The sequence below is a fragment of the Crossiella sp. CA-258035 genome, assembly GCF_030064675.1.
Classification (GTDB): Bacteria; Actinomycetota; Actinomycetes; order Mycobacteriales; family Pseudonocardiaceae; genus Crossiella.
In genome coordinates, this window is record NZ_CP116413.1 from 4,795,406 (window position 1) to 4,816,772 (window position 21,367).

Annotated in this window: 24 protein-coding genes; 15 read left to right on the forward strand and 9 right to left on the reverse strand. The window is 73.2% G+C overall.

Features of this window, described 5'->3' with window-relative positions:
- Window positions 1-18 precede the first annotated feature (18 nt).
- Complete coding sequence (locus N8J89_RS21905; RefSeq protein WP_283658858.1) at window positions 19-1,293, reverse strand: sensor histidine kinase; 1,275 nt, start codon at window positions 1,291-1,293, stop codon at window positions 19-21.
- A gap of 127 nt (window positions 1,294-1,420) precedes the next feature.
- Between N8J89_RS21905 and N8J89_RS21910 the strand changes: the two genes are divergently transcribed.
- Window positions 1,421-2,968: a hypothetical protein gene (locus N8J89_RS21910; protein WP_283658859.1), complete on the forward strand. Its 1,548-nt coding sequence runs from the start codon at window positions 1,421-1,423 to the stop codon at window positions 2,966-2,968.
- Between the two features lie 40 nt (window positions 2,969-3,008).
- Entirely contained in the window at window positions 3,009-3,851 is an 843-nt protein-coding gene (locus tag N8J89_RS21915) for a GNAT family N-acetyltransferase (RefSeq protein WP_283658860.1), read from the forward strand.
- A 357-nt stretch (window positions 3,852-4,208) separates the two neighbouring features.
- Here N8J89_RS21915 and N8J89_RS21920 read toward each other — a convergent pair whose 3' ends face one another.
- Window positions 4,209-4,895, reverse strand: coding sequence for an HAD family hydrolase (locus N8J89_RS21920; protein ID WP_283658861.1), 687 nt, complete (start codon window positions 4,893-4,895; stop codon window positions 4,209-4,211).
- 89 nt (window positions 4,896-4,984) lie between these two features.
- Here N8J89_RS21920 and N8J89_RS21925 point away from each other — a divergent pair, with 89 nt between their 5' ends.
- From N8J89_RS21925 to N8J89_RS21940, 4 genes are read left to right on the forward strand one after another with little or no spacing between them, the layout of a single operon-like run.
- Window positions 4,985-5,923 (forward strand): PAC2 family protein, encoded by a 939-nt coding sequence (locus N8J89_RS21925; protein ID WP_252480301.1) that lies wholly within the window; start codon window positions 4,985-4,987, stop codon window positions 5,921-5,923.
- A gap of 32 nt (window positions 5,924-5,955) precedes the next feature.
- Window positions 5,956-7,056 carry an MFS transporter gene (locus N8J89_RS21930; protein ID WP_283666223.1) on the forward strand — a complete coding sequence of 367 codons (1,101 nt, stop codon included), beginning with the start codon at window positions 5,956-5,958 and terminating at the stop codon, window positions 7,054-7,056.
- Between the two features lie 60 nt (window positions 7,057-7,116).
- A complete protein-coding gene (locus tag N8J89_RS21935) occupies window positions 7,117-7,875 on the forward strand; it encodes a DUF899 family protein (protein WP_283658862.1) in 759 nt (252 codons plus the stop codon).
- Between the two features lie 57 nt (window positions 7,876-7,932).
- Window positions 7,933-8,727 (forward strand): SDR family oxidoreductase, encoded by a 795-nt coding sequence (locus N8J89_RS21940; RefSeq protein ID WP_283658863.1) that lies wholly within the window; start codon window positions 7,933-7,935, stop codon window positions 8,725-8,727.
- On the opposite strand, the gene N8J89_RS21945 is transcribed toward N8J89_RS21940, so the two are convergent.
- Window positions 8,724-9,578, reverse strand: a complete 855-nt coding sequence (locus tag N8J89_RS21945) for a class I SAM-dependent methyltransferase (protein WP_283658864.1) — start codon at window positions 9,576-9,578, stop codon at window positions 8,724-8,726. The two genes, N8J89_RS21940 and N8J89_RS21945, sit on opposite strands and share 4 nt — an antisense overlap.
- A gap of 53 nt (window positions 9,579-9,631) precedes the next feature.
- On the opposite strand from N8J89_RS21945, the gene N8J89_RS21950 reads away from it, so the two are divergent.
- The 4 genes from N8J89_RS21950 to N8J89_RS21965 all read left to right on the forward strand — a co-directional run bounded on the left by N8J89_RS21950 (window position 9,632) and on the right by N8J89_RS21965 (window position 12,366).
- The gene (locus N8J89_RS21950) at window positions 9,632-10,231 is read left to right on the forward strand and encodes an RNA polymerase sigma factor (protein ID WP_283658865.1); all 600 of its coding nucleotides are present in this window, start codon (window positions 9,632-9,634) and stop codon (window positions 10,229-10,231) included.
- Window positions 10,228-11,190, forward strand: coding sequence for a CU044_5270 family protein (locus N8J89_RS21955; protein WP_283658866.1), 963 nt, complete (start codon window positions 10,228-10,230; stop codon window positions 11,188-11,190). Before N8J89_RS21950 ends, N8J89_RS21955 begins: the two co-directional genes overlap by 4 nt.
- A 67-nt stretch (window positions 11,191-11,257) precedes the next feature.
- Window positions 11,258-12,106: a helix-turn-helix domain-containing protein gene (locus N8J89_RS21960; RefSeq protein WP_283658867.1), complete on the forward strand. Its 849-nt coding sequence runs from the start codon at window positions 11,258-11,260 to the stop codon at window positions 12,104-12,106.
- A gap of 14 nt (window positions 12,107-12,120) precedes the next feature.
- Window positions 12,121-12,366 (forward strand): DUF397 domain-containing protein, encoded by a 246-nt coding sequence (locus N8J89_RS21965; RefSeq protein ID WP_283658868.1) that lies wholly within the window; start codon window positions 12,121-12,123, stop codon window positions 12,364-12,366.
- Here N8J89_RS21965 and N8J89_RS21970 read toward each other — a convergent pair.
- Both N8J89_RS21970 and N8J89_RS21975 read right to left on the reverse strand, forming a co-directional pair.
- Window positions 12,299-12,913, reverse strand: coding sequence for a GNAT family N-acetyltransferase (locus N8J89_RS21970; RefSeq protein WP_283658869.1), 615 nt, complete (start codon window positions 12,911-12,913; stop codon window positions 12,299-12,301). The genes N8J89_RS21965 and N8J89_RS21970 overlap by 68 nt on opposite strands.
- Entirely contained in the window at window positions 12,910-13,398 is a 489-nt protein-coding gene (locus N8J89_RS21975) for a GbsR/MarR family transcriptional regulator (RefSeq protein ID WP_283658870.1), read from the reverse strand. The genes N8J89_RS21970 and N8J89_RS21975 overlap by 4 nt, the downstream gene beginning before the upstream one ends.
- A gap of 60 nt (window positions 13,399-13,458) precedes the next feature.
- On the opposite strand from N8J89_RS21975, the gene N8J89_RS21980 reads away from it, so the two are divergent.
- The 5 genes from N8J89_RS21980 to N8J89_RS22000 all read left to right on the forward strand — a co-directional run bounded on the left by N8J89_RS21980 (window position 13,459) and on the right by N8J89_RS22000 (window position 17,746).
- On the forward strand, window positions 13,459-14,025 hold the full coding sequence (locus N8J89_RS21980; protein ID WP_283658871.1) for a winged helix-turn-helix domain-containing protein: 567 nt from the start codon (window positions 13,459-13,461) through the stop codon (window positions 14,023-14,025).
- Between the two features lie 175 nt (window positions 14,026-14,200).
- Window positions 14,201-15,505, forward strand: a complete 1,305-nt coding sequence (locus N8J89_RS21985) for an alpha/beta hydrolase family protein (protein WP_283658872.1) — start codon at window positions 14,201-14,203, stop codon at window positions 15,503-15,505.
- A 121-nt stretch (window positions 15,506-15,626) separates the two neighbouring features.
- Window positions 15,627-16,013, forward strand: coding sequence for a hypothetical protein (locus N8J89_RS21990; RefSeq protein ID WP_283658873.1), 387 nt, complete (start codon window positions 15,627-15,629; stop codon window positions 16,011-16,013).
- A gap of 14 nt (window positions 16,014-16,027) precedes the next feature.
- A complete protein-coding gene (locus N8J89_RS21995; protein ID WP_283658874.1) occupies window positions 16,028-17,554 on the forward strand; it encodes an alkaline phosphatase D family protein in 1,527 nt (508 codons plus the stop codon).
- Window positions 17,555-17,572: 18 nt separating this feature from the next.
- Window positions 17,573-17,746, forward strand: a complete 174-nt coding sequence (locus N8J89_RS22000; RefSeq protein WP_283658875.1) for a hypothetical protein — start codon at window positions 17,573-17,575, stop codon at window positions 17,744-17,746.
- On the opposite strand, the gene N8J89_RS22005 is transcribed toward N8J89_RS22000, so the two are convergent.
- From N8J89_RS22005 to N8J89_RS22020, 4 genes are all read right to left on the reverse strand, one after another.
- Window positions 17,743-18,516 (reverse strand): putative protein N(5)-glutamine methyltransferase, encoded by a 774-nt coding sequence (locus N8J89_RS22005; protein ID WP_283658876.1) that lies wholly within the window; start codon window positions 18,514-18,516, stop codon window positions 17,743-17,745. The two genes, N8J89_RS22000 and N8J89_RS22005, sit on opposite strands and share 4 nt — an antisense overlap.
- Window positions 18,517-18,657: 141 nt before the next feature.
- Entirely contained in the window at window positions 18,658-19,278 is a 621-nt protein-coding gene (locus tag N8J89_RS22010; RefSeq protein ID WP_283658877.1) for a suppressor of fused domain protein, read from the reverse strand.
- 17 nt (window positions 19,279-19,295) lie between these two features.
- A complete protein-coding gene (locus N8J89_RS22015; RefSeq protein ID WP_283658878.1) occupies window positions 19,296-20,081 on the reverse strand; it encodes an alpha/beta fold hydrolase in 786 nt (261 codons plus the stop codon).
- Window positions 20,078-21,355 carry an alpha/beta hydrolase gene (locus tag N8J89_RS22020; RefSeq protein ID WP_283658879.1) on the reverse strand — a complete coding sequence of 426 codons (1,278 nt, stop codon included), beginning with the start codon at window positions 21,353-21,355 and terminating at the stop codon, window positions 20,078-20,080. Before N8J89_RS22020 ends, N8J89_RS22015 begins: the two co-directional genes overlap by 4 nt.
- Between the last annotated feature and the right edge of the window lie 12 nt (window positions 21,356-21,367).

Genomic DNA, 21,367 nt, shown 5'->3' on the forward strand with positions numbered 1-21,367 from the left:
GCGGCCCGGCGGCGGTGGCTAGGCGTCGCCGCTGACGGTGGAGGGCACCGGTTCGCACGGCAGGTCCATCACCACCACGGTGGGGCCGCCGGGCGGGCTGGTCACCATCACCCGGCCGTCGAAGGCCGACAGCCGGCGTTCGATGCCGCGCAGCCCGGTGCCGCCGCTGGCGTCGGCTCCGCCGTGGCCGTCGTCGCCGACCAGCACGTGCAGCTGGCCGTCGGAGTGGGTCAGGCGGACCCAGGCCTTGGCCGCGCCGCTGTGCTTGACCACGTTGGTCAGCGCCTCGGCCACCGCGAAGTAGGCCGCGGACTCCACCGGGGCGGGGAGTCTGCCGGGGAGTTCGATCTCCACGTCGGTGGGCAGGGGGTTGGCCATCACCAGTGCCTGCACCGCGCCGGCCAGGCCGCGGTCGGCCAGTACCGGTGGGTGGATGCCGCGGACCAGGTCCCGTAGCTCGGCCAGGGCCTGGGTGTTGGCCTGGCGGGCCTCGGCCAGGAGTTCCTGGGCTGCTTGGGGGTCCTTGGCCATGAGTTGTTCGGCCATACCCAGGCTCATGCCCATGGCCACCATCCTGGCCTGCGCGCCGTCGTGCAGGTCGCGTTCGATCCGGCGCAGCTCGGCGGCCTGGGTGTCCACCGCGTCCGCCCGTGACTCCGACAGCTCGCGCACCCTGGTGACCAGCATGGTCTTCTCGGTGGGGGCCAGCAGCATCCTGGCCAGGCTGGCGTAGCCGCGGAAGATCCACTGGCTGCCGATGTACCACAGCGCCAGGTAGACGATGCCGTGTCCGGTGCCGACGAAGAACGCGCTGGACCAGGAGTCGATGGTCCAGAAGGTCAGGCTGAAGCTCGCCCCGTCGGGCAGGAACGGCCAGATGAACCAGGGCAGCGCGACGATCCCGCCCAGCCCGGCGAAGAACAGGGCCAGGGTGACCGAGCAGGCCGCGATCGAGGCGACCAGGTTCAGCGGCAGCCAGGCGAAGTCCCGCCAGCTGGCCGGGTCGGTCATCACGTGCCGCAGCAGCCGGAAGAAGCCCTTGTTCGTGCGCAGCCGGTACGGGCGGCCGATCCGCACCCCCAGCACCGCGCCTGCCCAGCGGCGGTGCAGGTCGTTGTAGCCGCGCAGGACCGCGAAGCACAGCACCGACATCGGCAGGCCCAGCCACACCGTGTACAGCGCGAAGGAGGCGATCACCAACCCGAACAGCACCATGCCCAGCGCGGCGTACACCAGCAGCGGGATCGTCCAGGACAACAGGGCGAACCTGCCAACGCGGTGTGCCACGGCCATGCCTCAGATCCTCCCAGCGCGAGTGTTGCCCGCTCATTCTCGCTGGCCGTTCCGGCAGGCACAGTGGTGGTGGACCTACTCCTGCGGGTAGTGCCCGGCTGTCGGTGTCAGCCGCTAGTTTCGCCGGGTGGCTCTCCTGGGGATGTTCATCGACGACGAGTACCTGCCCGAGTACGGCACCCTGGTGCTGATCGACGCCTACCGCGGTGGCGACCCGGAACCCCCGGAGGGCGGCGAGCAGCTCAACCCCGGCGCGCTGGAGCTGCTCGGTGGCGGCACCGTGGCCATCGGCGGGTTCGGCTGGCTGCACGGGGACGCCTGCGACGGCTACCACCGGGTCGCCCTGGAGCTGCACGACGGGCCGCCGCCGCCGGAGCGGGCGCCGTGGACCGACGTGGCCGAGACCTCCTACCTGAGCCACTCCGGGTTCGTCGGGCTGACCTTCCTCACCGGCGGCGTGATCAGCGAGGGCCTGGAGCTGGGCGGGCCGGGCGCCTACCGGGTGCGGGTGTGCAGCCGGGCGGCGCAGGACGAGGGCAAGCTGTGGCGGTTGCAGTTCTGGGCCGCCGAACCGGAGGTGCCGCGCTGGTTCGCCCGCCAGGGGCGCACCTACGACCTGATGACCTGGTTCACCTCCGACCTGGTGATGATCGCGGCCTGGAGCGAGCTGACCGGGCGGCGCTGGCGGCTGGCCGAGCTCGCCGAGTGGCTGCTGGTGGAGCCCTCGGTGGTCCGGGAGGCGTTCGAGCTGACCGCGGCCAAGGGATCGGTGGCCGTGGTCGGCGACCTGTCCGGGGAGTTCGCGCTGACCACCAACCCGCCGAAGGAGCCTGCCTACACCAGCGGGGTCACCCAGTCGCCGGCACCGGGCACGCCATGGGATTCCCCCGGCTACCGGCCGCCTGCCGGGCCGCCGCCGCTGGCCGGGATCGTCGGCGAGGACGGCACGCTGACCCGGTGGCGCGAGGGCGAACCGGTCTGCTGGCCCACGGTGGCCGCGCCGCGGCGGGCGATGGAGACCCCGCACGGCGTGCTGGTCTTCGCCGCGGAGACGACGGTGCTCCTCCGGCCGGACGGCGAGCTGCTCGGCCTGGGCAAGGAGCTGCTGCCCGGCACGGCACGGCTGGACCGGGAAGGGCGGTGGCTGACCGTGGAGGAGCACCACATCGGCCGCCAGTCCTACCGGCGGCGGCACCAGGTCGACCTCACCGACGGGTCCCGCCGGATGGAATGGCTGCCTGAGTACGAGTGGCCGACCGGGCCGGTCAGCATGCCGGACAGCCGGTCCGGGCTGATCCTGACCATCGAGGCCCAGGACCGGCTGGTGCTCACCGGGCCCGGCGGGCTGCGCCGCGAGCTGTGGCTGCCGGGCACCGCGCGGCTGGCCCCCGGCGCGGCCGGGCTGTACACGACCAGCTCCGCTCCGCCCGCGCTGACCTGGTTCGACCTCTCCGAGGCCGATCCGTCCGGGGTGGTCCGCTGGCTGCCGGAGCGGACCTGGCCGGAGCAGGGCCTGGTGTGGGAGGCCCCGGACCGGGTGCTGCTGCCGCTGGAGCCGCACGCCGCGATGCGGATCGAGGCGCGCTTCCTCCGGGTCGGCCTGCGCACCGGGCAGTACGAGGCCGTGCCCGGCGGCAGCGGCTTGGTGGTGGAGCCATGGTTCACCGTGGACTAAAAGAATTGGCCGGTGACGCGGCCGGGGCGATGCTGCACCCATGATCGCCCCGACCGCGCCGTTCGAGCGCCTCACCCCCGCTGACCTGCCCGCCTGCTCCGCGCTCTCGGTGGACCGGGAGTGGCCGCGCGAGCAGGCCAAGTGGCGGTTCCTGATGGAGGTCGGCGAGGTGCACGCGCTGCGCGACCCCGACGGCGGACTGGCCGCGACCGCGGTGCTCACCCGCTACGGCGCCGAGCTGGTCGCGGTCAGCATGGTCCTGGTCGCCGCCCGGCACGCCCGCCAGGGCCTGGGCGCCCGCCTGATGCGGCACGCCATCGCCCAGGCCGACGGGGCGACCCTGGCGCTGACCGCCACCGCCCAGGGCCTCGGGCTCTACCAGCAGCTCGGCTTCCACAGCCACGGCCGGATCGCCTACCACCGGGGCCGCTTCCAGGCCGAACCCGGCGCGGCCGGGCACAGCAGGGCGGCCACCGAGGCGGACCTGCCCGCGATCCTGGGGCTGGACCGCGCGGTGTTCGGCGCCGACCGGACACACGTGCTGAACCGCCTGCCCGAGTTCGCCGAACAGCTGCGGGTGGTCGAGGACGGCGGCAGGCTGACCGGGTTCGCCGGGGCCTGGCGCAACGATGACCACCTGGTCCTCGGGCCGGTGGTGGCGCAGACGCCCGAGCTGGCCAAGGCGCTGGTCACCGACCTGGCCGCGGGGGCGGGCGAGGCGGAGGTGCGCCTGGACGTCGACGACGTGCACACCGGCCTGATGGAGTGGGCGCGGGCGCGCGGGCTGGCGCCGGGGTTCCAGTCCACGATCATGACCTACGGCGGCCCGCTGGCTTCGGACCGGGACCGGCTCTACAGCCCCCTGATGCAGGCGCTGGGCTGAGCCATCCGGCCGCATGATTTCGCGGTGACCTGCGGATATCGAAAATCCAACTAATTTCGTTGGCGGGATTCCGGCGACTTGGGCATTATTGGTCTTGCACCACATTGTTTGGTGACAACTGAACTGGGGAGCATTTCCATGGGGGAAAGATGGGGATCGCTCGGCATTGCCAGGGGTAGGCAACGCCGGGCCGGCAGCATCAAGCGGGGCTGGGACCAGTCAGCCCGGGTCAGCACGCAGAGGGGTGGAAGGTGATCACCACCTGATCGATTCGGTGGCCGGAACAAACGCATCCCGCATTTGTTCCGGCCGCCGGAAACGGTGATCTGTTCGTTACTGAAGTTTGGCAACCTTTTATCAGTGCGCGGTGTCCGCAATCAGTTCTCCGCGCAATCCGGCCAGGGTGGCCAGGTCGAGACCGACCAGGGTGTCGCGGAAGACGCGCCGGGGGCCCGGCTCGACCGGCACCTCGCAGGGCACCACCAGCACCGTGCACCCGGCCGCGGCCGCCGCCGCCACACCGGTGGGCGAGTCCTCCACGACCACGCAGTCCGCGGGCTCGACCCCGAGGCGCGCGGCCGCGGTCAGGTACGGCTCCGGGTGCGGCTTGGTCCGGCCGACCTCGTCCCCGCAGAGGGTGAGGTCGAAGAACTCACGGCCGATGCTGTCCAGGGCCAGCTCGGTCAGGTCCCGCTGGGTGGAGGTGACCAGCGCGGTCGGCAGCCCGCTGGCGCGCACCAGGCGCAACGCCGCCAGCGCGCCCGGCCGCCACGGCAGGCCGGCGGAGAACAGCTCGCCGGTGCGCTTGGTCAGCCAGGCCGAGGCCGCGGCCATGTCCGCCGGGTCGTGCGGGCGGCCCAGCTCGGTGAACAGCATCGTGATCGTGCGGTCCTGGCTGGAGCCGGTCATCGCCTTGCGGGTGGCCAGCGACAGCGTGCCGCCCAGCTCGGCGGCCAGGTCGTCCAGGGAGATGTCCCAGACCTTCTCCGAGTCGACCAGGGTGCCGTCCATGTCCCACAGCACCGCGGCGGGCAACCCGGTCACCGCGCCTCCACCAGCGTGAACACGTCATGATCAGACATGCCGACAGCCTACGGGCACCGGCTGGGGGTGCTGGGCCTTAGTCTTGCCCGGTGACAGAACCCGAAGAGCGCCCCGCTGCATCCGAGGACACCCGGGCTGACCCGCCGACCCTCGTCAACCCGGTGCTCATCGCGGCTTTCGAAGGATGGAACGACGCAGGTGACGCGGCCAGCACCGCGATAGAGCACCTCCAGCTCACCTGGGACGCCACCCCGCTGGCGGAGATCGACCCCGACGACTACTACGACTTCCAGGTGACCAGGCCCACCGTGCACATGGTGGACGGGGTGACCCGCCGGGTGGAGTGGCCGACGACCAGGCTGTCGGTCTGCCGTCCACCTGGCGCGGACTTCGACGTGGTGCTCATGCACGGCATCGAGCCCAACATGCGCTGGCGGGCCTTCTGCGCCGAGCTGCTGCACCACGTGGAGAGCCTCGGTGTGACCACCGTGGTGACCCTGGGCGCGCTGCTGATGGACATCGCGCACACCCGCCCGGTGCAGGTCACCGGCACCGCCTACGACGCGGAGTCGGCGGCCACCTTCGGGCTGGAACGCTCCCGCTACGAGGGGGCCACCGGCATCGTCGGGGTCTTCCAGGACGCGTGCGTGCAGATGGGCGTGCCGGCCATCTCCTTCTGGGCCGCGGTGCCGCACTACGTCTCCCAGCCGCCCTCCCCCAAGGCCACCCTGGCCCTGCTGCACCGGGTGGAGGAGGTCCTCGACCTGGAGGTGCCCCTTGGCGCGCTGCCGGAGCAGGCCGAGGAGTGGGAGCGCACGGTCACCGAGATGGCCGAGGAGGACGAGGACGTGGCCAGCTACGTCCGCTCCCTGGAAGAGCGCGGCGACCCCGACGGCGACATCAACGACCGGCTCACCGAGCTGAGCGGGGACGCCATCGCCGCGGACTTCGAGCGCTACCTGCGCCGCCGCGGCGGCCGGGGCAAACCGGGCGGCGACCAGGGTCCGCACGGGCCGGGCGCGCGCTGAGCCGCAGCTGCGGGCGACTGGCGGTCGCCGGGCTGTACGCGGGCGGGTTCCTCGGGCCCTTCGGCGGCGGAGTGGTGGCCTCGATGCTGCCCGAGCTGGGCCAGGCCTTCGGGCTGACCGCGGCCGCCGCCTCGGCCTCGCTCACCGCCTACATGGTCCCTTTTGCCGGGTTCATGCTGTTCTCCGGCACCTGGGGTCAGCGCTGGGGCGCCCGGCGCACGGTGATCACCGCCTACCTGGTGTACGTGGCCGCCTCGCTGGGCTGCGCGCTGGCCCAGGACGAGTACCTGTTCCTGGCCGGGCGCGCGGTGCAGGGGGCGGCCAACGCCTTCGTCACTCCCCTGCTGCTGGGCGCGGTGGCCGCGGTGACCCCGCCGGGGCGGCTCGGGCGCGCGCTGGGCTGGTTCGCCTCCATGCAGGCCGCGGGGCAGACCTCCGCGCCGCTGCTGGGCGGGCTGGCGGCCGAGGTGAGCTGGCGCTACGCCTTCGCCGGGGTCGCCGTGGTGGCCGCCGGGCTGGCCGTGCTGGGCCTGCCGGGGGCCGAGGCCGGGCCGCGGCGGACGGCCAGCCTGCGCACGGCCTGGCGACCGGCGGTGCTGCGCGCCGGGCTGGTCGCCGGGATCGGCTGGGGCTGCCTGGGCGGGCTGTCCTACCTGGTGGCGCTGCGCCTGGACGAGGACTTCCACCTCTCCGCCGCGGCCCGCGGGCTGGTGCTGACCGGGTTCGGGCTGACCGGGATCCTCACCGCGCGGGCGGTCGGCCGGGCGATCGACCGCTTCGGCGCGCGGCGCTGCGTGCTGACCGGGACCGTGGCGGGCGGGGTGCTGCTGGCCGGGGTGGGCCTGGCGCCCTCGCTGGTGGCGGTGGGGCTGCTGTGGGCGGCCGCGGGCCCGGCCATGCAGCTGATCATGGTCGGGTTGAACGCGCTGGTGCTGGCCGGGAACGGGGACAACCGGGGTGGCGCGGTCTCGGTGGTGCAGTCGCTGCGCTTCGGCGGCGGCGCGCTGTCCCCGGTGGCCTTCGTGCCGGTCTACCACCTGGATCCGCTGGCCGCGTTCCTGCTACCTGCGGCTTTACTGCTGACTACCGCACCTGTGGTGCTTCCGCGGATGCCGCCCGCTCCGCCGCGATGACTTTTGGCGGGCCGGTGAGTCTGTACTGGTGACCTGTCGCCTGAGATCACGGAGGACACCATGACGAGCACGCCCGCCCACCCGCCGGTGGTCGACCAGGCCACCTGGCAGGCCGCCAGGGACGAGCTGCTGGTCCGGGAGAAGGCGCACACCCGGGCCGGTGACGCGCTGGCCGCGGCCCGCCGCAGGCTGCCGATGGTCGAGCTCGACGGCACGGTCGAGGTCATCGGAGCCGACGGCCCGGTGCCGTTCCTGGCGCTGTTCCAGGGCCGCGAGGAGCTCGTGGTCTACCAGCACATGTGGTTCGACGGCGCGCCGCACCAGGGGCAGTGCGAGGGCTGCACCACCACTGCCTGGCACCTCGACGACTCGGCCTACCTCAACGCCCGCGGTGTCTCCTTCGCCGTGCTGACCACCGGCCGCTGGGCGGAGGTGGCCGCCTACGTGGAGTTCATGGGCTACCGCCAGCCCTGGTACTCGGTGCGCGACGCGCCCGCCCCGATCGGCGGCGAGATGGGCTACCTGGCCTGCTTCCTGCGCCGGGGCGAGCGCGTGTTCCTCACCTACTCCACCACCAGCCGGGGCAACGAGGTGGTCAACTCCGCCCTCGCGCTGCTCGACCTGACCCCCTACGGCCGCGGCGAGGCCTGGGAGGACAAGCCCGAGGGCTGGCCGGAGGGGCGCGAGTCGTGCTGGTCCTGGCGCTGCGACGCCGAGGGCAACCCCACCTGGGGCCCGACCAGTCGCCCCGTGCCGCAGTGGACCCGCCCCGGCGCGACCCCGGTGGACACCCTCGGCAGGCAGGGCGACTGCCACTGACCACACCCGCCGGAAACCCGGTCGCCACCCCCGTGGCGGCCCGCTACGGTGGCCCGCGTGGCTGATCTTGGACGTGATCCGTTCCCGCTGCGTGGCCGTGTCGCGCTGGTGACCGGGGCCAGCCGGGTCGCCGGCATCGGCTACGCCACCGCCCGCCGCCTGCACGCCTACGGCGCGGACCTGCTGCTGCACCACCACAGCCCGCACGACGCGGACCAGCCCTGGGGCGCGCAGCCGCTGGCGGAGGTGCTGGCCGGGGTCCGCGAGGCCGGGTCGGGTCGGGTCGAGGAGATCGGCGGCGACCTGACCGCCCCGGATGCGCCGGCGGCGGTCGTGGACGCGGCCATCGAGCGGTTCGGGCGGCTGGACGTCCTGGTGTGCAACCACGCGCGCAGCGGCGGCGACGGCACGCTGGCCGAGATGACCGCGGCCAAACTGGACGGGCACTACGCGGTGAACACCCGTTCGGCGCTGCTGCTCGCCCAGCGCTTCGCCCACCACTTCCGGGCCGGTCGCGGCGGGCGGATCGTGTTTATGACCTCGGGCCAGCAGCTCGGGCCGATGCCCGGCGAGGTCGCCTACGCCGCGTCCAAGGGCGCGCTGGCCGCGATCACCCAGACCCTCTCGCACGAGCTGGCCGGGGCCGGGATCACGGTGAACGCGGTCAACCCCGGCCCGGTGGACACCGGCTGGGCCGGTCCTGAGCTCGACGAGTTGGTCCGCACGAGCATGCCCGCGGGCCGCTGGGGCCAGCCGGACGACCCGGCCCGGCTGATCTCCTGGCTGGCCACCGACGAGGCGGAGTGGATCACCGGCCAGGTGCTCAACTCCGAGGGCGGGTTCCGCCGCTAGAACCGGTAGCGCAGCAGCCGGTACAGGCGGCGCAGCGGCCCGACCCGGTCCGCGGCGTGCGCGGCCACCCGGTAGAGCCGGGGCAGCCGGTGCAGGCCGGGCAGCTGGATCGGCGAGCGTTCCTCTGCCAGGCGCGCGCCGGGCACCTGGCGTTCGAGGTCCCTGGCCTGGTCGAGGCCCCACTGGAAGCGGGCCCCGGTCTTGCGCAGCAGCGGGGTGTGGTTGCCCGCGCGGGCGCCGAGCCGGTTGAACGCGTCGAACTGCAGCTCTCCCGCCGGGAAGTGGCCGGTGACCCGGCGCAGCAGTGGTAGCACCTCGGCCTCGGTGAGGTACATGGTCAGGCCCTCGGTGATCATCAGCCCCGGGCGGTCAGCCGGGATCTGCTCCAGCCAGTCCGGGTCGGTGACCGAGGCCCCGAGCAGGTGGTAGCCGGACGGTTCCGGCGGGAACAGGCGGCGGCGCAGCGCCACCACGTCCGGGAAGTCCACGTCGAACCAGTCCACCGTGGCGGGCGGCCGCAGCCGCAGGTAGCGGCTGTCCAGGCCGCAGGCCAGGTGCAGCACCATCGCGTCGGGGTGGCGGCGCAGGAAGGTCGCCGCCCACTCGTCGAACTGGCGGGCCCGCAGTGCCACCGCCGCGGCCGAGGCCCGGTCGATGCGCATCCGCCGGAAGTCGTAGTCGATCCGGGCCACCAGCTCTTCGGCGACCTCGTCCCGCAGGATCGGCTCGGGTTCCGCGCTGTGCACCGCCCGCCCGTACAGCGTGGCCAGGTTGGTCTCCCGCACCTCGCGATAATCGATCTTCTCCCTGCTCACCCCGCCGATGATCGCCCTGTCCCCCGCGCCGCGCATCCGGCAATAGGCTCGAAACGGGAACTCGGGCTGGGCTGTGGACAGGCAGAGGTGTGGGGACATCCATTCGCGCCAGGTTGCGCGCGGGCGATCCGGTCGCCTTCGGAGAGTTGTTCGACGAGCACGCCGCGGCGGTGCACCGGCATGCCGCCCGGGTCACCGGTAACCCGTCGACGGCCGAGGACGTGGTCTCGCTGACCTTCCTGGAGGCCTGGCGGGTCCGGGAACGGCTGGACCCGGAAGGGGACTCGGTACGGCCCTGGCTGTTCGGCATCGCGGTCAACGTGCTGCGCAACACCGCCAGGGCCGCCCGGCGGCACCAGCTCGCGCTGACCAAGCTGCCGCCGCCGGAGTCGGTGCCGGACTTCACCGACGAGCTGGTCGGCCGGTGGCACGACGGGGAGCTGGTGGACCGGGCCAAGGCCGCGCTGGCCAAGCTGCGGCGGGCCGAGCGGGAGGTGGTGACGCTGTGCGTGTGGGCCGGGCTGGACTACGCCGAGACCGCGCAGGCGCTGGGCATCCCGGTCGGCACGGTCCGCTCCCGGCTGTCCAGGGCCAGGGCCAGGTTGCGGTCGCTGGCCGCGGAACCACCGCCGCGAGCCGGACAGGTAGCAGGTGACCAGGCACTGCCGACCCAGGAGAGCTTCCGATGAACGACCATGATGACCGGGCCGAGCTGGCCCGCCTGCTGCCGCCACCGCAAGCCCCGACGCTCCTGGAGCAGCGGCAGGCCGAGCTGCGGACCGACCTGCTCCAGCGGATCGACGCGGCCGCGCCCCGAGCCGGGCGGGCGCGGGTGCGGGTGCGGTGGCCGATGGTCGCGGTGCCGCTCGCGCTGGCGGCCGCGGTGACCGCGGTGCTGGTGGTGGTGCCCGCGCTGGTGCGGCCCGAAGCGGGGCCCTCCGCCGAGGACCGGACGGTCGCCTCGGTGCTGGCCAGGGCGGCCCAGTCCGCCATCGCGCTGCCGGTCGGCATCCGGCCGGACCAGTTCGTCTACGTCAAGAGCCGCAACCAGTGGCGGAGCCGCTCGATCAACCCCGACGGCTCGTTCATCGAGCTGACCGGCCCGGAGCACAACATCGTGGAGTCCTGGCTGGCCATGGACCCGGCCAAGCAGAGCTTCAGCCGGATGAACGGCGGGCCGCTGCGCACGACCTCGAGCTACGACGAGGGCCTTGACCCGACCCACCACTTCGCGCAGACCAAGCTGCCCACCGATCCGGACCAGCTGCTCGCCTGGCTGTACCGGGACATCCCGCCGGACAAGCCACGGCACCTGATCGCGTTCCGTCAGCTCAGCGACCTGCTCAAGTTCCCGGTGGCCTCCCCCGCGGTGATCTCCGCGATCCACCAGGCCGCGGCCAAGATCCCGGGGGTGCGGCTGGCCGGCGAGGTCGTCGACGGGCTCGGCAGGCCGGCGCTGGCGGTCGGCTTCGTCGGCGACAACGGCGCCGAGCGGTTCGACCTGCTCTTCCACCGCGACAGCTCCGACTACCTCGGCTCGCGCCTGGTGACCCTGCGGGACAGCGGCTACGGCAAGGCCGGGCAGGTCCGCGCCCCGGACGAGATCATCCGGCGGGCCGTGGTGGACCAGCCCGGTCAGCTGCCGTGATCACCTCATCGGGTCAGCCGCGGGCCTGACTCTGCTCGCAAATTTGCGTACAGGTATACGTGGGGTCATGTCCAGCCCGAAGCACGCCATCCTGCCTGGGCGCAGTGTGGGCGGTGAGCTCCGCGCCCTGCGCAAACAGCGTGGGCTGACCTGCGTGCAGGTGGCCGCGGAGCTGGGCTGGCAGGCGTCCAAGGTGTCCAGGATGGAGACCGGGAAACAGGGCGTGACCCCGGCTGACGTCGCCTCCATGCTGGCCATCTACCGGGTGGTCGGCGTGGAGCGGCAGCGGCTGCTCACCCTGGCCGAGCGAGCGGGCGAGGACGGCTGGTGGGAGCTGAGCGGGCCGCTGTCGGAGGAGGTCAGGACGCTGATCCGGCTGGAGAACGAGGCCATCCGGATCGACAGCTGCCAGCCGCTGCTCATCCCCGGCCTGCTGCAGACCGCCGACTACACCAGGGCGCTGATGAAGGCCGCGGGCGTGCCGGAGGCCGATGTGGAGCCCAGGGTGGCGATCCGGATGGGCAGGCAGGCGGTGCTCAGCCGGGACATCCCGCCGGAGTACCACGCGATCATGGACGAGATGGCGCTGCGGCGGGTGCTGGGCAGCCCTCGGGTGATGGCCCGGCAGCTGCGGCAGCTGGTGGACACCGCGGAGCGGCCCTCGGTGACCTTGCAGGTGCTGCCCTTCGACCTGGGCGGGCACGCGGGGCTGGACGGGCCGTTCACCCTGCTGGACTTCGCCGCGCAGGGACCGGTGGCCTTCCTGGACCACAAGATCTCCGGGCTGTTCCTGGACAAGCCGGAGGAGCTGGCCTTCTTCCAGCACGAGGTGGACAAGCTCATCGAGGTCGCGCTCAGCCCGGCGCGGTCGGTGGAGTTCATCGCCGGGCTGGCCAAGCAGTACGAACAGGCGTGAAGGAGCAGGAGCGGATGGAGCGATCGGCGAGGCAGCGCTGGGCGCGGGCCCGGTGGCGGCGCAGCAGCCGCAGTGGCACCGGCGCGGACTGCGTGGAGGTGGCCTGGGCGGACGGGCTGACCGGGGTGCGCGACTCCAAGCGGCCGGACGGGCCGGTGCTGGAGTTCTCCCGGGCCGCCTGGCTGGCCTTCCTCAGCTCGGCTCCCGCCACATCCCGAACAGGGTCGGGGCCTGCGGCGGCAGGTCCAGCTTCTCGGTGACGGTGAAGCCGAAGCGCTCGTAGTAGCCGACGTTGTCCGGCACGCATTCCAGGTAGGCGGGCAGCCGGGTGCGGGTCAGCCGGGAGCGCAGCAGCGCGCCGCCGACGCCAGTGCGCTGCCGGTCCGGGTCGGCGGCCAGCAGCGAGAGGTACCAGTGCGGCGTGCGCGGCCGGGCCGCGGTCAGCGCCCGGTCCACCGCACGGCCCCGGTCGGCGAACTCGCGGAAGTTCCGCACGCCCATCGCGGCCAGGATGCCCGGCATCAGCAGCGCCTTGCCCCAGCGGCTGGTCCTGCGCGGGTCGGGCGGGGCCCACACGCCGCCGCCGAGCAGCCTGCCGCCGGCGTCCACCGCGACCTCCACCCCGCCGCCGGGCAGGTAGTGGCGGCGCAGCGCGTCCCCGGTCATCCGGCCGTGCACGCGGGCGCGGCTGGCCGGGTCCAGGTAGACCCAGCCGATGAAATCGTCCGGCGCGAAGGCCCGCACCAGCAGGTCGGTCAGCGCGGGCAGGTCGGCGCGTTCGGCCGGGCGGATGCGGAGCTCGCTCATCCGGCGGCCCGTTCGGCGCGCCAGCGGTCGAGCAGCTTGGGCAGCTCGGTGGTCATGTGCGTCAGGAAGTCCTGGGTGACCAGCATCCGGTGCCCGGCCGGGGTGTCCGCGCCGAGCACGGCCACGCCCTCGGCGGCCACGGCCAGCAGGTCGGTCACCGCCCGGTTCTTGCGGGCCATGGTGTCGTACCAGAACAGCTCGCCGATCCGGAAGACGTCCCGGCGCTGGCCGGGCTCGCGGTCGCGGACGATGAGCCGCAGCTCGGTCAGGTAGCGCACCGCGCCGGAGACCGCGGCCGGGCTGATCTCCAGCCGCTGGGCGATCTCGGCCGCGGTGTGCGCGCCCTCGGGCGAGGCCATGATCAGCGCGAACACCCTGGCCGCCATGCGCTGCATGCCGCCCTCGGTCATCAGCAGGGCGAACCGCTCCACGAACCGGGCCACCGCCTCCTCGTCGCGGGGCCGTTCGGGCTCGATGTCGTTCATGACCCGGGTTTACCACACCCCCGCGTGCACAACTTTCTTTGCACAGGTATCTTTGCAACTATGACCGAGTCTCCCCGGGAGCTGACCGACCCAGCGGCGCTGAAGGCCTTCACGCACCCGCTGCGGCAGCGCATCCTGCGGGAGCTGCACCGCAACGGCCCGGCCACCGCGACCACCCTGGCCGCCGCGTTCGGGCAGAACACCGGGGCCACCAGCTACCACCTGCGCCAGCTCGCCCGGCACGACTTCATCCGCGAGGACCCGGAGCTGGGTCACGGCAAGCAACGCTGGTGGCGGCCCACCGCCAAGGACATCCGCTTCCCCCGCGCCGCCGGGCAGCCGCCGGAGGTGCAGGCCCTGCTGGCCCGGCACGCCGACCAGGGCCTGGCCGCCGACCTGGCCACCTACGCGCGCTTTGCCGAGCGCCGGGCCGAGTTCGGCGAGTGGCAGGACGCGGTGCCCTACTCCAGGGGCGCGCTCACCCTGACCCAGGAGGAGCTGGGCCGGTTCTTCGCCGACTACCTCGACCTGCTCAACCGGTACCGGGAGCAGCACGACCCGGACGCCCCCGACTCCCGCCGCCTGCTGGTGCGCTGGGTTGCCTTCCCCGATCCAGGGGACGGCTGAGAAACGAAGACCGGTGTCGCCGAGTTGCCGCTCGGCGACACCGGAGCAACGGAAGCACGCGCCATTTCCCGTGTACGCAACCTCCGCATGGAAAGGAGAGCACCCTGTGCTGCTCCGGATCAAGCTCGCCACGCTGCTCGCGGTCACCGCGACGCTCGCATCTTGCCCACCCTCAATGGCACAGCCTGGCCACGCCCAACCGTCATCGCGGTCGGAACAGGTCAGCTTCAGCCGGGAGGGACTGAGCTTCCCGACTCTGGTCACCTCCCCCGGCACCCCCGGCCGCCACCCGGCGGTGGTGCTGATCAGCGGTTCCGGGGCCAGCGATGCGAACAACATGCTGCCCGAGGCGCAGGCCTTCGCCAGGGCCGGGATCGTCGCGCTGACCTACCGCAAGCGCACCGAGGGCTACTCCAAGTTCCACCGGGACTACACCCAGCTCGCCGACGACGCCCTCGCCGGGCTCGCGCTGCTGCGGAACCGGCCTGATGTCGACCCGGCCCGGATCGGGGTGTTCGGCTTCTCCGAGGGCGGCTGGGTGGCCCCGCTGGCCGCGACCCGCTCGGCCGAGGTCCGGTTCCTGATCACGGTGGGCGCCAACGGGTTGACCCCGGCCCAGCAGGAGACCTGGGCGATCGCCAACCGGGCCCGCCGCCACGGCCTCCAGGGCTCGCTGAACCACTTCCTGCGCACCGCGATGCGGCAGGTCACCGAGGGCGGGGTGTTCCCGGAACCGTTCTACGACCCGGTGCCCACGCTGGCGAAGGTGACCGTGCCGGTGCTCGCGGTGTGGGGCGGCTACGACGTGCTCACCCCGCCCGGTGAGTCCCTGGAGGTCTACCGGGACACCTTCGCGCGCACCGGGCACCGGCACCACACGCTCAAGACCTTCCCGGACGGTCAGCACCGCGTCCTGGGCACCGACGACCGCGGCTTCACCAAGCGCGCGGACTACCAGCCGGGCTACCTGGACCTGTTGGGCGACTGGGTGAACAACACCGCCTTCAGCACCGCGGCGTCCACTGTGGACGCTCCGGCGAAGCAGGAGGCGCGCACCCTGCCGAGGGAACCGCTGTCCTGGTGGGAGACCGGCTGGCTCCAGCTGGCCGCGCTGGCGGTGATGCTGCTCGGCTTCCTCGGCTTCGGGATCGGCGCGCTGCGGCGGACCCGCTCGGTGCGCCCGGCGCGCTGGCTGGCCGGACTGGGCGGCGTGGCGCTGCTGGGCGCGCTCGGCTACTTCGGATTTCTGTTCAGCAGCAACGCCTCCGTGGTCGGCGGTCCGATCATCCTCGGCCGCCCGCTGCCGTACCTGGTGCTGCAACTGCTGTGGCTGGCGACCGTGGCGGCCGGGGTGCGCACCGCGCTGGCCTGGCGGCGGGAGCGGGCGCAGGTGACCGCGCGGGTGCGGCTGCCGCTGCTACTGGCCGGGACCGCGGTGCTGGTGCCCTTCGGCCTGTACTGGGGCCTGCTGCTGCCCTGATCCACAACCGCTGAACGGCGCTACCCCGTCTCCGGCACCGCATGTTAGGAACTGACTGTTCCTGCGGCAAGGTTGCCAACAGGTAACCAAGCCGTGCCGTCCCCCACCACGGCAGGTGTCCATGACCGGAATTCCGTTACGCACGCTCATAGTCGGCGGCGCCGCCCTGGTGGCGGCGCTGTCGAGCGCCCCGGCCGCGCTGGCCGACTCCTCCCGCTGCACCGCCGACGCCGCCTGCGCCGGGAAGGCCGCGTTCACCTCCCTCGGCGAGGTCTTCACCGTCACCGACCAGGTCGGCGACGGCCACTCCGCGGTGCTGCTCTACTGGCTGCCCGACGGCACCGGCCCGCACCTGGTGTGGAACGCCAAGGGCAAGGGCACCAGCGTCACCGCGAACCTCGAACTGGCCGAGGGCAGCTGGGTGCACTACCGGGTCTGCCTCGGCGAGCACGGCACCAAGGACGTGCTGGAAGCCACCTGCGGCGCCACCGTCACCGACCGAGCCTGACCAGGAGGATCCCGATGTCGCTGAACCGTCGCCTGTTCCTGGTCACCGGCCTGGCCACCACCGGAGCCCTGGCCGCCCCCGCCACCGTGCTCGGCCTCTCCGACGCCCCCGCCCGCCGCCGCGCGCCGCTGGCCGACCCGTTCACCCTCGGCGTCGGCTCCGGGGAACCGCGCCCGGACGGCATGGTGCTGTGGACCCGCCTCGCGCAGAACCCCCTCGACCCCGACGGCGGCATGGGCGCCGCGCCGGTGGAGGTGGAGTGGCAGGTGGCCACCGACGCGGCGATGACCGCGGTTGTGGCCACCGGCAAGGAGACCGCGGTGGCCGCCGAGGGCCACAGCGTGCACGCCGAACCCCGCGGCCTGCAGCCCGGCCGGGAGTACTTCTACCGGTTCAAGGCCGGTGCCGCCCTCTCCCCCGTCGGCCGCACCCGCACCGCCCCCGCGGCCGGGACCGAGCCAGCCAAGCTGACCTTCTCCTTCGCCTCCTGCGCGCACTTCGAGGAGGGCTGGTACCACGCCTACCGCTACCTGGCCGCCGACCGGCCGGACCTGGTGCTCTTCCTCGGCGACTACATGTACGAGAAGCCCTCCGGGCAGGCCACCAAGGTGCGCGGCTACACCGACTTCGACGAGACGGACACCCTGGGCGAGTACCGCATCCGCTACGCCCAGCACCGCCTGGACCCGATGCTGCGGGCCGCGCACGCCGCCGCGCCCTGGCTGGTGGTCTTCGACGACCACGAGCTGCGCAACAACTGGGCCGGTGGCCACACCGAACCCGCCGCGGCTCGCAGGCAGGCGTCGTTCCAGGCGTTCTGGGAGAACATGCCGCTGCCCAAGGCGATGAAACCGGCCAGCGGCAAGATCAACCTCTACCGCGGGGTGGCCTGGGGCTCGCTGGCCCGCTTCCACATGATGGACACCCGCCAGCACCGCTGGCTGCAAGCCCCGGCCGGGTCCTGCGAGGAGATCACCAAGGAGGCGCGCACCCTCACCGGCGCGGCCCAGGAGAAGTGGCTGCTGGACCGGCTCGCGGTGAAGGAGGCGCGCTGGGACATCCTGGGCCAGCAGGTCTTCTTCGCCCAGCGCGACACCGACGGCGCGGCCGGCACCTGCGATGTGTCCACCGACGCCTGGGACGGCTACCGGCGCAACCGGGAGCGGATCACCCAGGGCTGGATCGACCGCGGCGTGCGCAACCCGGTGGTGCTCACCGGCGACGTGCACCGGGCCTGGGCGAACAACCTGCGGCTGAACTACTTCCAGCACAGCTCGCCGATCGTGGGCGCGGAGCTGGTCACCACCTCGATCACCTCGCACAGCTCCACCACCCCGCCCGCGGGGCTGGCCAAGAACCCGCACCTCAACTACGTCGGGCACACCCGCGGCTACGTGCGGGCCACGCTGACCCCGGCGCAGCTGACCGCGGAGTTCATGCAGGTGTCCTCGGTGCTGGAGAAGGATCCGGCCAAGGTGACGCTGTCGGTGGCCCGCAAGTTCGCGGTGCTGGACGGCAAACCCGGGGTGCAGCGGCTCTGACGAAGTACCGTGGGGGACATGGCACAGCTCGGTGAACTGTTCCCCAGCCGCAAGCTCGGCAAGGTGACCTCCGATGAGGACGGCACCGGCGAGAAGTTCGAGCGCGGCCCGCTGGACCTGGACTCCGGTGTCGTGCGGTTCGGCCGCCCCGCCCAGCGCAAGGCGGCCGAACCCACGGACGAGCAGGACTAGGCGGGCCGCTGCCCGATGACGACGGTGGCCCCGGCGTCCTCGTCCTCGGCGATCTCCGGCACCAGCCCGCAGGCGGCGAAGGTGTCGGCGGTGTGCGGGGCCTGCCGGGCGCTGGTCTCCACCAGCAGGTGACCGCCGCGGGCCAGCCAGTCCCCGGCCCCGGCGGCGACCCTGCGCTGCACGTCCAGGCCGTCCGGGCCGCCATCCAGGGCCACCCACGGCTCGTGCAGCCTGGCCTCGGCCGGCAGCAGGCCGATGGCCTCGGTGGGCACATAGGGCGCGTTGGCCACCAGCACGTCGATCCGGCCGCGCAGGTCCGCCGGCAGCGGTTCGTACAGGTCGCCCTGGTGCACCTGGCCGAGGACGTTGCGGCGGGCGCAACGCACCGCGGCCGGGTCGATGTCGGCGGCGTGCAGCTCCACCTCGCCCAGCTCGACCTCGATGGCCGCGCCGAGCGCGCCGGAGCCGCAACACAGGTCGAGCACCACCGCGCCGGGCTTGGCCAGCGCGACCGCGCGGCTGACCAGGAACTCGGTGCGGCGGCGGGGCACGAACACGCCGGGGTCGACCGCGATGCACAGGCCGTGGAACTCCGCCCAGCCGAGCACGTGCTCCAGGGGTTCGCCGGAGATCCGGCGCAGCACCATGGCCTCGGTCGCGGCCGGGAGCGGGGCGGTGGCCAGGATCAGCTCGGCTTCGTCCTCGGCGAAGACGCAGCCGGCGGCCCGCAGGCGGGCGGTGATGGTGGTGAAGACAGACGGGGTCGTCATGGAACGCGCCTTCCGGAATGCCGAGTAGGGGCGCTCGGGATCGACGCGGTCAGGCGAACCGCGGGTCCGGGTGGCGAGAGCACCCCGCTGCACAAGCGGTAATGGGTCCCACCTCCTCGGCCGATCCGATGTTCCGGCCGCTCACGCTACACCAGGAGGCCAGGGCGCCCGGGCCGGGTCGGTGACCAGCAGCGGGTTGTCCCTGGCCAGTTCGGCCAGCACCGCGGCCGTGCCGCCGGCGCGCATCCGGGCCTGTTCGGCCGCGGTCACCCCGACGGCCTGCAGGAACAGCACCTTCCCGTTCGGCGTGGCCAGCTCGCCCAGCTCCGGGTCGGCCACCAGGGTGAAGGCGGTGAGCCCGGTGGGCGGGGCGTCGGGCAGGGCAGGGTGGCCGGTGATCGGGCGGCGCAGGTCCAGGCGGTGGCCGGGTTCCAGCAGCAGCAGGCGGGTGTTCACCTGCCGGGCCAGGTGGTGCACGATGTCGAACGGCCAGCCCGGCGGCTCGGGTTCGTCGCCGCGGCGCACCCGCAGGGTCAGCTCGAAGCCCCAGCCGGAGAACTCCGGGTCCTCCTCGGGGCCCGCCTCGTGCAGCTCGCTGAGGCCGTAGCTGATGTAGTGCCAGTGCCCGGCGGCCGGGTAGGCCACGCAGCAGGCCAGCGCGCCATCGGACGGGAAGCCGACTCTGCGCGGCTGGCTGCCGGGGTAGAGCGCGGCCAGCGCGGCGTCGATCGCGTCCTGGCCGGGCGCCGGGCACTGGGTCATCGGGGCATCATGCCGGTTCAGCCGACCGTGCGCAGGAAGCCGCGCACGGCCTCGGCGAAGGCGGCCGGGTCGTCGTCGTGGATCCAGTGCCCGCACCCGGCCAGCTCCACCAGCTGCACCCCCGGCCGCACCATCTCCTCGGCCAGCGCGGGCGGGAGCATCGGGCTGTGTTCACCGCGCAGCAACAGGGCCGGGCAGGTGACGGCCAGCCAGTCGGCCCAGTGGTCGCCGAGGCCGCCGCGCTGGGTGGCGGCCATGTCCGCGTAGTCGAAGCAGAGCCGCCAGCCCTGCGCGGTCGCGATGGCGCTGGCCATGAAGTAGTCCAGCACCGGCACCCGCCGGGCGATCTGTGCCCGCAGCTCCTCCTCGGAGTCGGCCAGCAGGGGCCAGCCGGTGAGGTCGAGCTCGGGATGCTCGATCTCCGGGGTGCCCATCACCGCGCCGAAGTCCTCCACCACCAGCGCGCGCACCAGTTCCGGATGGCGGGCGGCGAGCTGGTAGGCGTTGAGGCCGCCCAGGGAGTGGCCCAGCACCGGCAGCGGCCCGAGGTCCAGGTGCCGCAGGAAGGCCGCGGCGTCGGCGACGAACTCCGCGCGGCCGAAGTCGCCGCCGTGCTCGCTGCGCCCGTGCCCGCGCTGGTCCAGGGCGAGCACCCGGTACTCCGGCGCGAGGTCGGCGGCCAGCCGGGCGAACTGGCTGCCGCGCCCGAAACTGCCGTGCAGCACCAGGATCGGCGCTCCCGCACCGCCGAAGTCGACCCAGCCGAACCGGCGGCCGTTGAGGTCCACAGTGGACTCGATCATGCCTGGCCGCCCGGCAGCAGCGCGCACAGGCCGCGGATGGCGTTGCGGCGGAAGGAGACGAACTCGTGCCCGCCGGGGGCCTCGTAGTAGTCGACCTGGTTTCCCTTGGCGCGCAACACGGTCCGGAAGTGCCGGTTGGCCGCGCGCGGGTCGACGCCGGGGATCCACGGCACGTTCCCGGCTTCCAGCACACCGCAGTCCAGCCAGAACCGGACCGGCACCCGCGGGGCTTCGGCGTACTGGCGGGTGAGCCACTCGGGTTCGCCGTCCTTGCCGCCGAGCACGGCCGCGACCGGGTGGTCGGCGTAGCCCCACCAGAAGGAGCCGGAGCTGGAGAGCACGTTGCCGTAGACCTCGGGCCGGTGCAACGCGGTGAACGCGGCGGCCAGCCCGGTGAGGCTGTTGCCGGCCAGCACGGTGCGCGCGGGGTCGGTGGTGACGTCGAACTCGGCCAGCAGCGGCGGCAGCTCCTCGGCCAGCATCGTGGTCAGCGCCGGGTCGCAGGTGCTCTCCCGGATTCGCGCGCCCGGCCGGTCGGCGACCTCGGGGGTGTGCACGAAGGCGACCACCACCGGTGCCAGGCTGCCGTCGGCGATCCGGTTGTCCAGCGCGGTGGGCAGGTCGGCCACGCGGGTCCAGCACTCGCCGTCCAGCATGACCACCAGCGGGAACGGACCCTGTCCGCTCGGCGGCCGGTAGACGGTGACCTGGCGTTCGTTGCCCAGCGCCGCCGAGGTCAGCCGCCGCTGGACCAGGGTCCCGGCCGGTGCGCCCGCGGGGGTGAACCAGGGCGCGGGCTCGGTCCCCGGCAGTTCCAGGATCGAGTCCCACTGGTGTTCCGGCAGGTCGAGGCGGCCGGCGATGATGCCGGTCTGCGGGTAGATCCGCCTGGGGTTGAACGGGTCGGCCCGCCAGCAGTCGACCTGGCGGCGCAGCGCCTCGAAGGCGTCGGCGATCAGGTCGCCGGCGGCGGGTTCGTCCACGATGTACTGGTAGCTGCTGGTGACGTCGGCGCGCACCACGGTGGAGCGGTGCCAGATGTCGGTGCCCGGCAGGCGGTCCAGGGCGTGCGAGGGCGCGAGGTGGTCGGCGAAGAGCTGGCCCGCCCTGATCGAGACCCGCTCGGCCTCCCCCAGCCAGACGAAGGTGACCAGCACCGAGCCGAGGTTCTCGGGGGCCGGTTCGACCAGCGGGCCGCCCGCGGTGCTGAGGTGTTCGGCGAGCGCGGCCGGGTCGCCGGCGAGCGCGGCGAGGGCGGGGCTGGTGATCGTCACGGCGACCTACCT

Coding starts and splice junctions, on each gene's coding strand:
- N8J89_RS21905 (WP_283658858.1), bottom strand. CDS start 1,293: ATGGCCGTGGCACACCGCGTTGGCAGGTTCGCCCTGTTGTCCTGGACG.
- N8J89_RS21915 (WP_283658860.1), top strand. CDS start 3,009: ATGATCGCCCCGACCGCGCCGTTCGAGCGCCTCACCCCCGCTGACCTG.
- N8J89_RS21935 (WP_283658862.1), top strand. CDS start 7,117: ATGACGAGCACGCCCGCCCACCCGCCGGTGGTCGACCAGGCCACCTGG.
- N8J89_RS21945 (WP_283658864.1), bottom strand. CDS start 9,578: ATGCGCGGCGCGGGGGACAGGGCGATCATCGGCGGGGTGAGCAGGGAG.
- N8J89_RS21955 (WP_283658866.1), top strand. CDS start 10,228: ATGAACGACCATGATGACCGGGCCGAGCTGGCCCGCCTGCTGCCGCCA.
- N8J89_RS21960 (WP_283658867.1), top strand. CDS start 11,258: ATGTCCAGCCCGAAGCACGCCATCCTGCCTGGGCGCAGTGTGGGCGGT.
- N8J89_RS21965 (WP_283658868.1), top strand. CDS start 12,121: ATGGAGCGATCGGCGAGGCAGCGCTGGGCGCGGGCCCGGTGGCGGCGC.
- N8J89_RS21970 (WP_283658869.1), bottom strand. CDS start 12,913: ATGAGCGAGCTCCGCATCCGCCCGGCCGAACGCGCCGACCTGCCCGCG.
- N8J89_RS21975 (WP_283658870.1), bottom strand. CDS start 13,398: ATGAACGACATCGAGCCCGAACGGCCCCGCGACGAGGAGGCGGTGGCC.
- N8J89_RS21980 (WP_283658871.1), top strand. CDS start 13,459: ATGACCGAGTCTCCCCGGGAGCTGACCGACCCAGCGGCGCTGAAGGCC.
- N8J89_RS21985 (WP_283658872.1), top strand. CDS start 14,201: ATGGCACAGCCTGGCCACGCCCAACCGTCATCGCGGTCGGAACAGGTC.
- N8J89_RS21990 (WP_283658873.1), top strand. CDS start 15,627: ATGACCGGAATTCCGTTACGCACGCTCATAGTCGGCGGCGCCGCCCTG.
- N8J89_RS21995 (WP_283658874.1), top strand. CDS start 16,028: ATGTCGCTGAACCGTCGCCTGTTCCTGGTCACCGGCCTGGCCACCACC.
- N8J89_RS22000 (WP_283658875.1), top strand. CDS start 17,573: ATGGCACAGCTCGGTGAACTGTTCCCCAGCCGCAAGCTCGGCAAGGTG.
- N8J89_RS22005 (WP_283658876.1), bottom strand. CDS start 18,516: ATGACGACCCCGTCTGTCTTCACCACCATCACCGCCCGCCTGCGGGCC.
- N8J89_RS22010 (WP_283658877.1), bottom strand. CDS start 19,278: ATGACCCAGTGCCCGGCGCCCGGCCAGGACGCGATCGACGCCGCGCTG.
- N8J89_RS22015 (WP_283658878.1), bottom strand. CDS start 20,081: ATGATCGAGTCCACTGTGGACCTCAACGGCCGCCGGTTCGGCTGGGTC.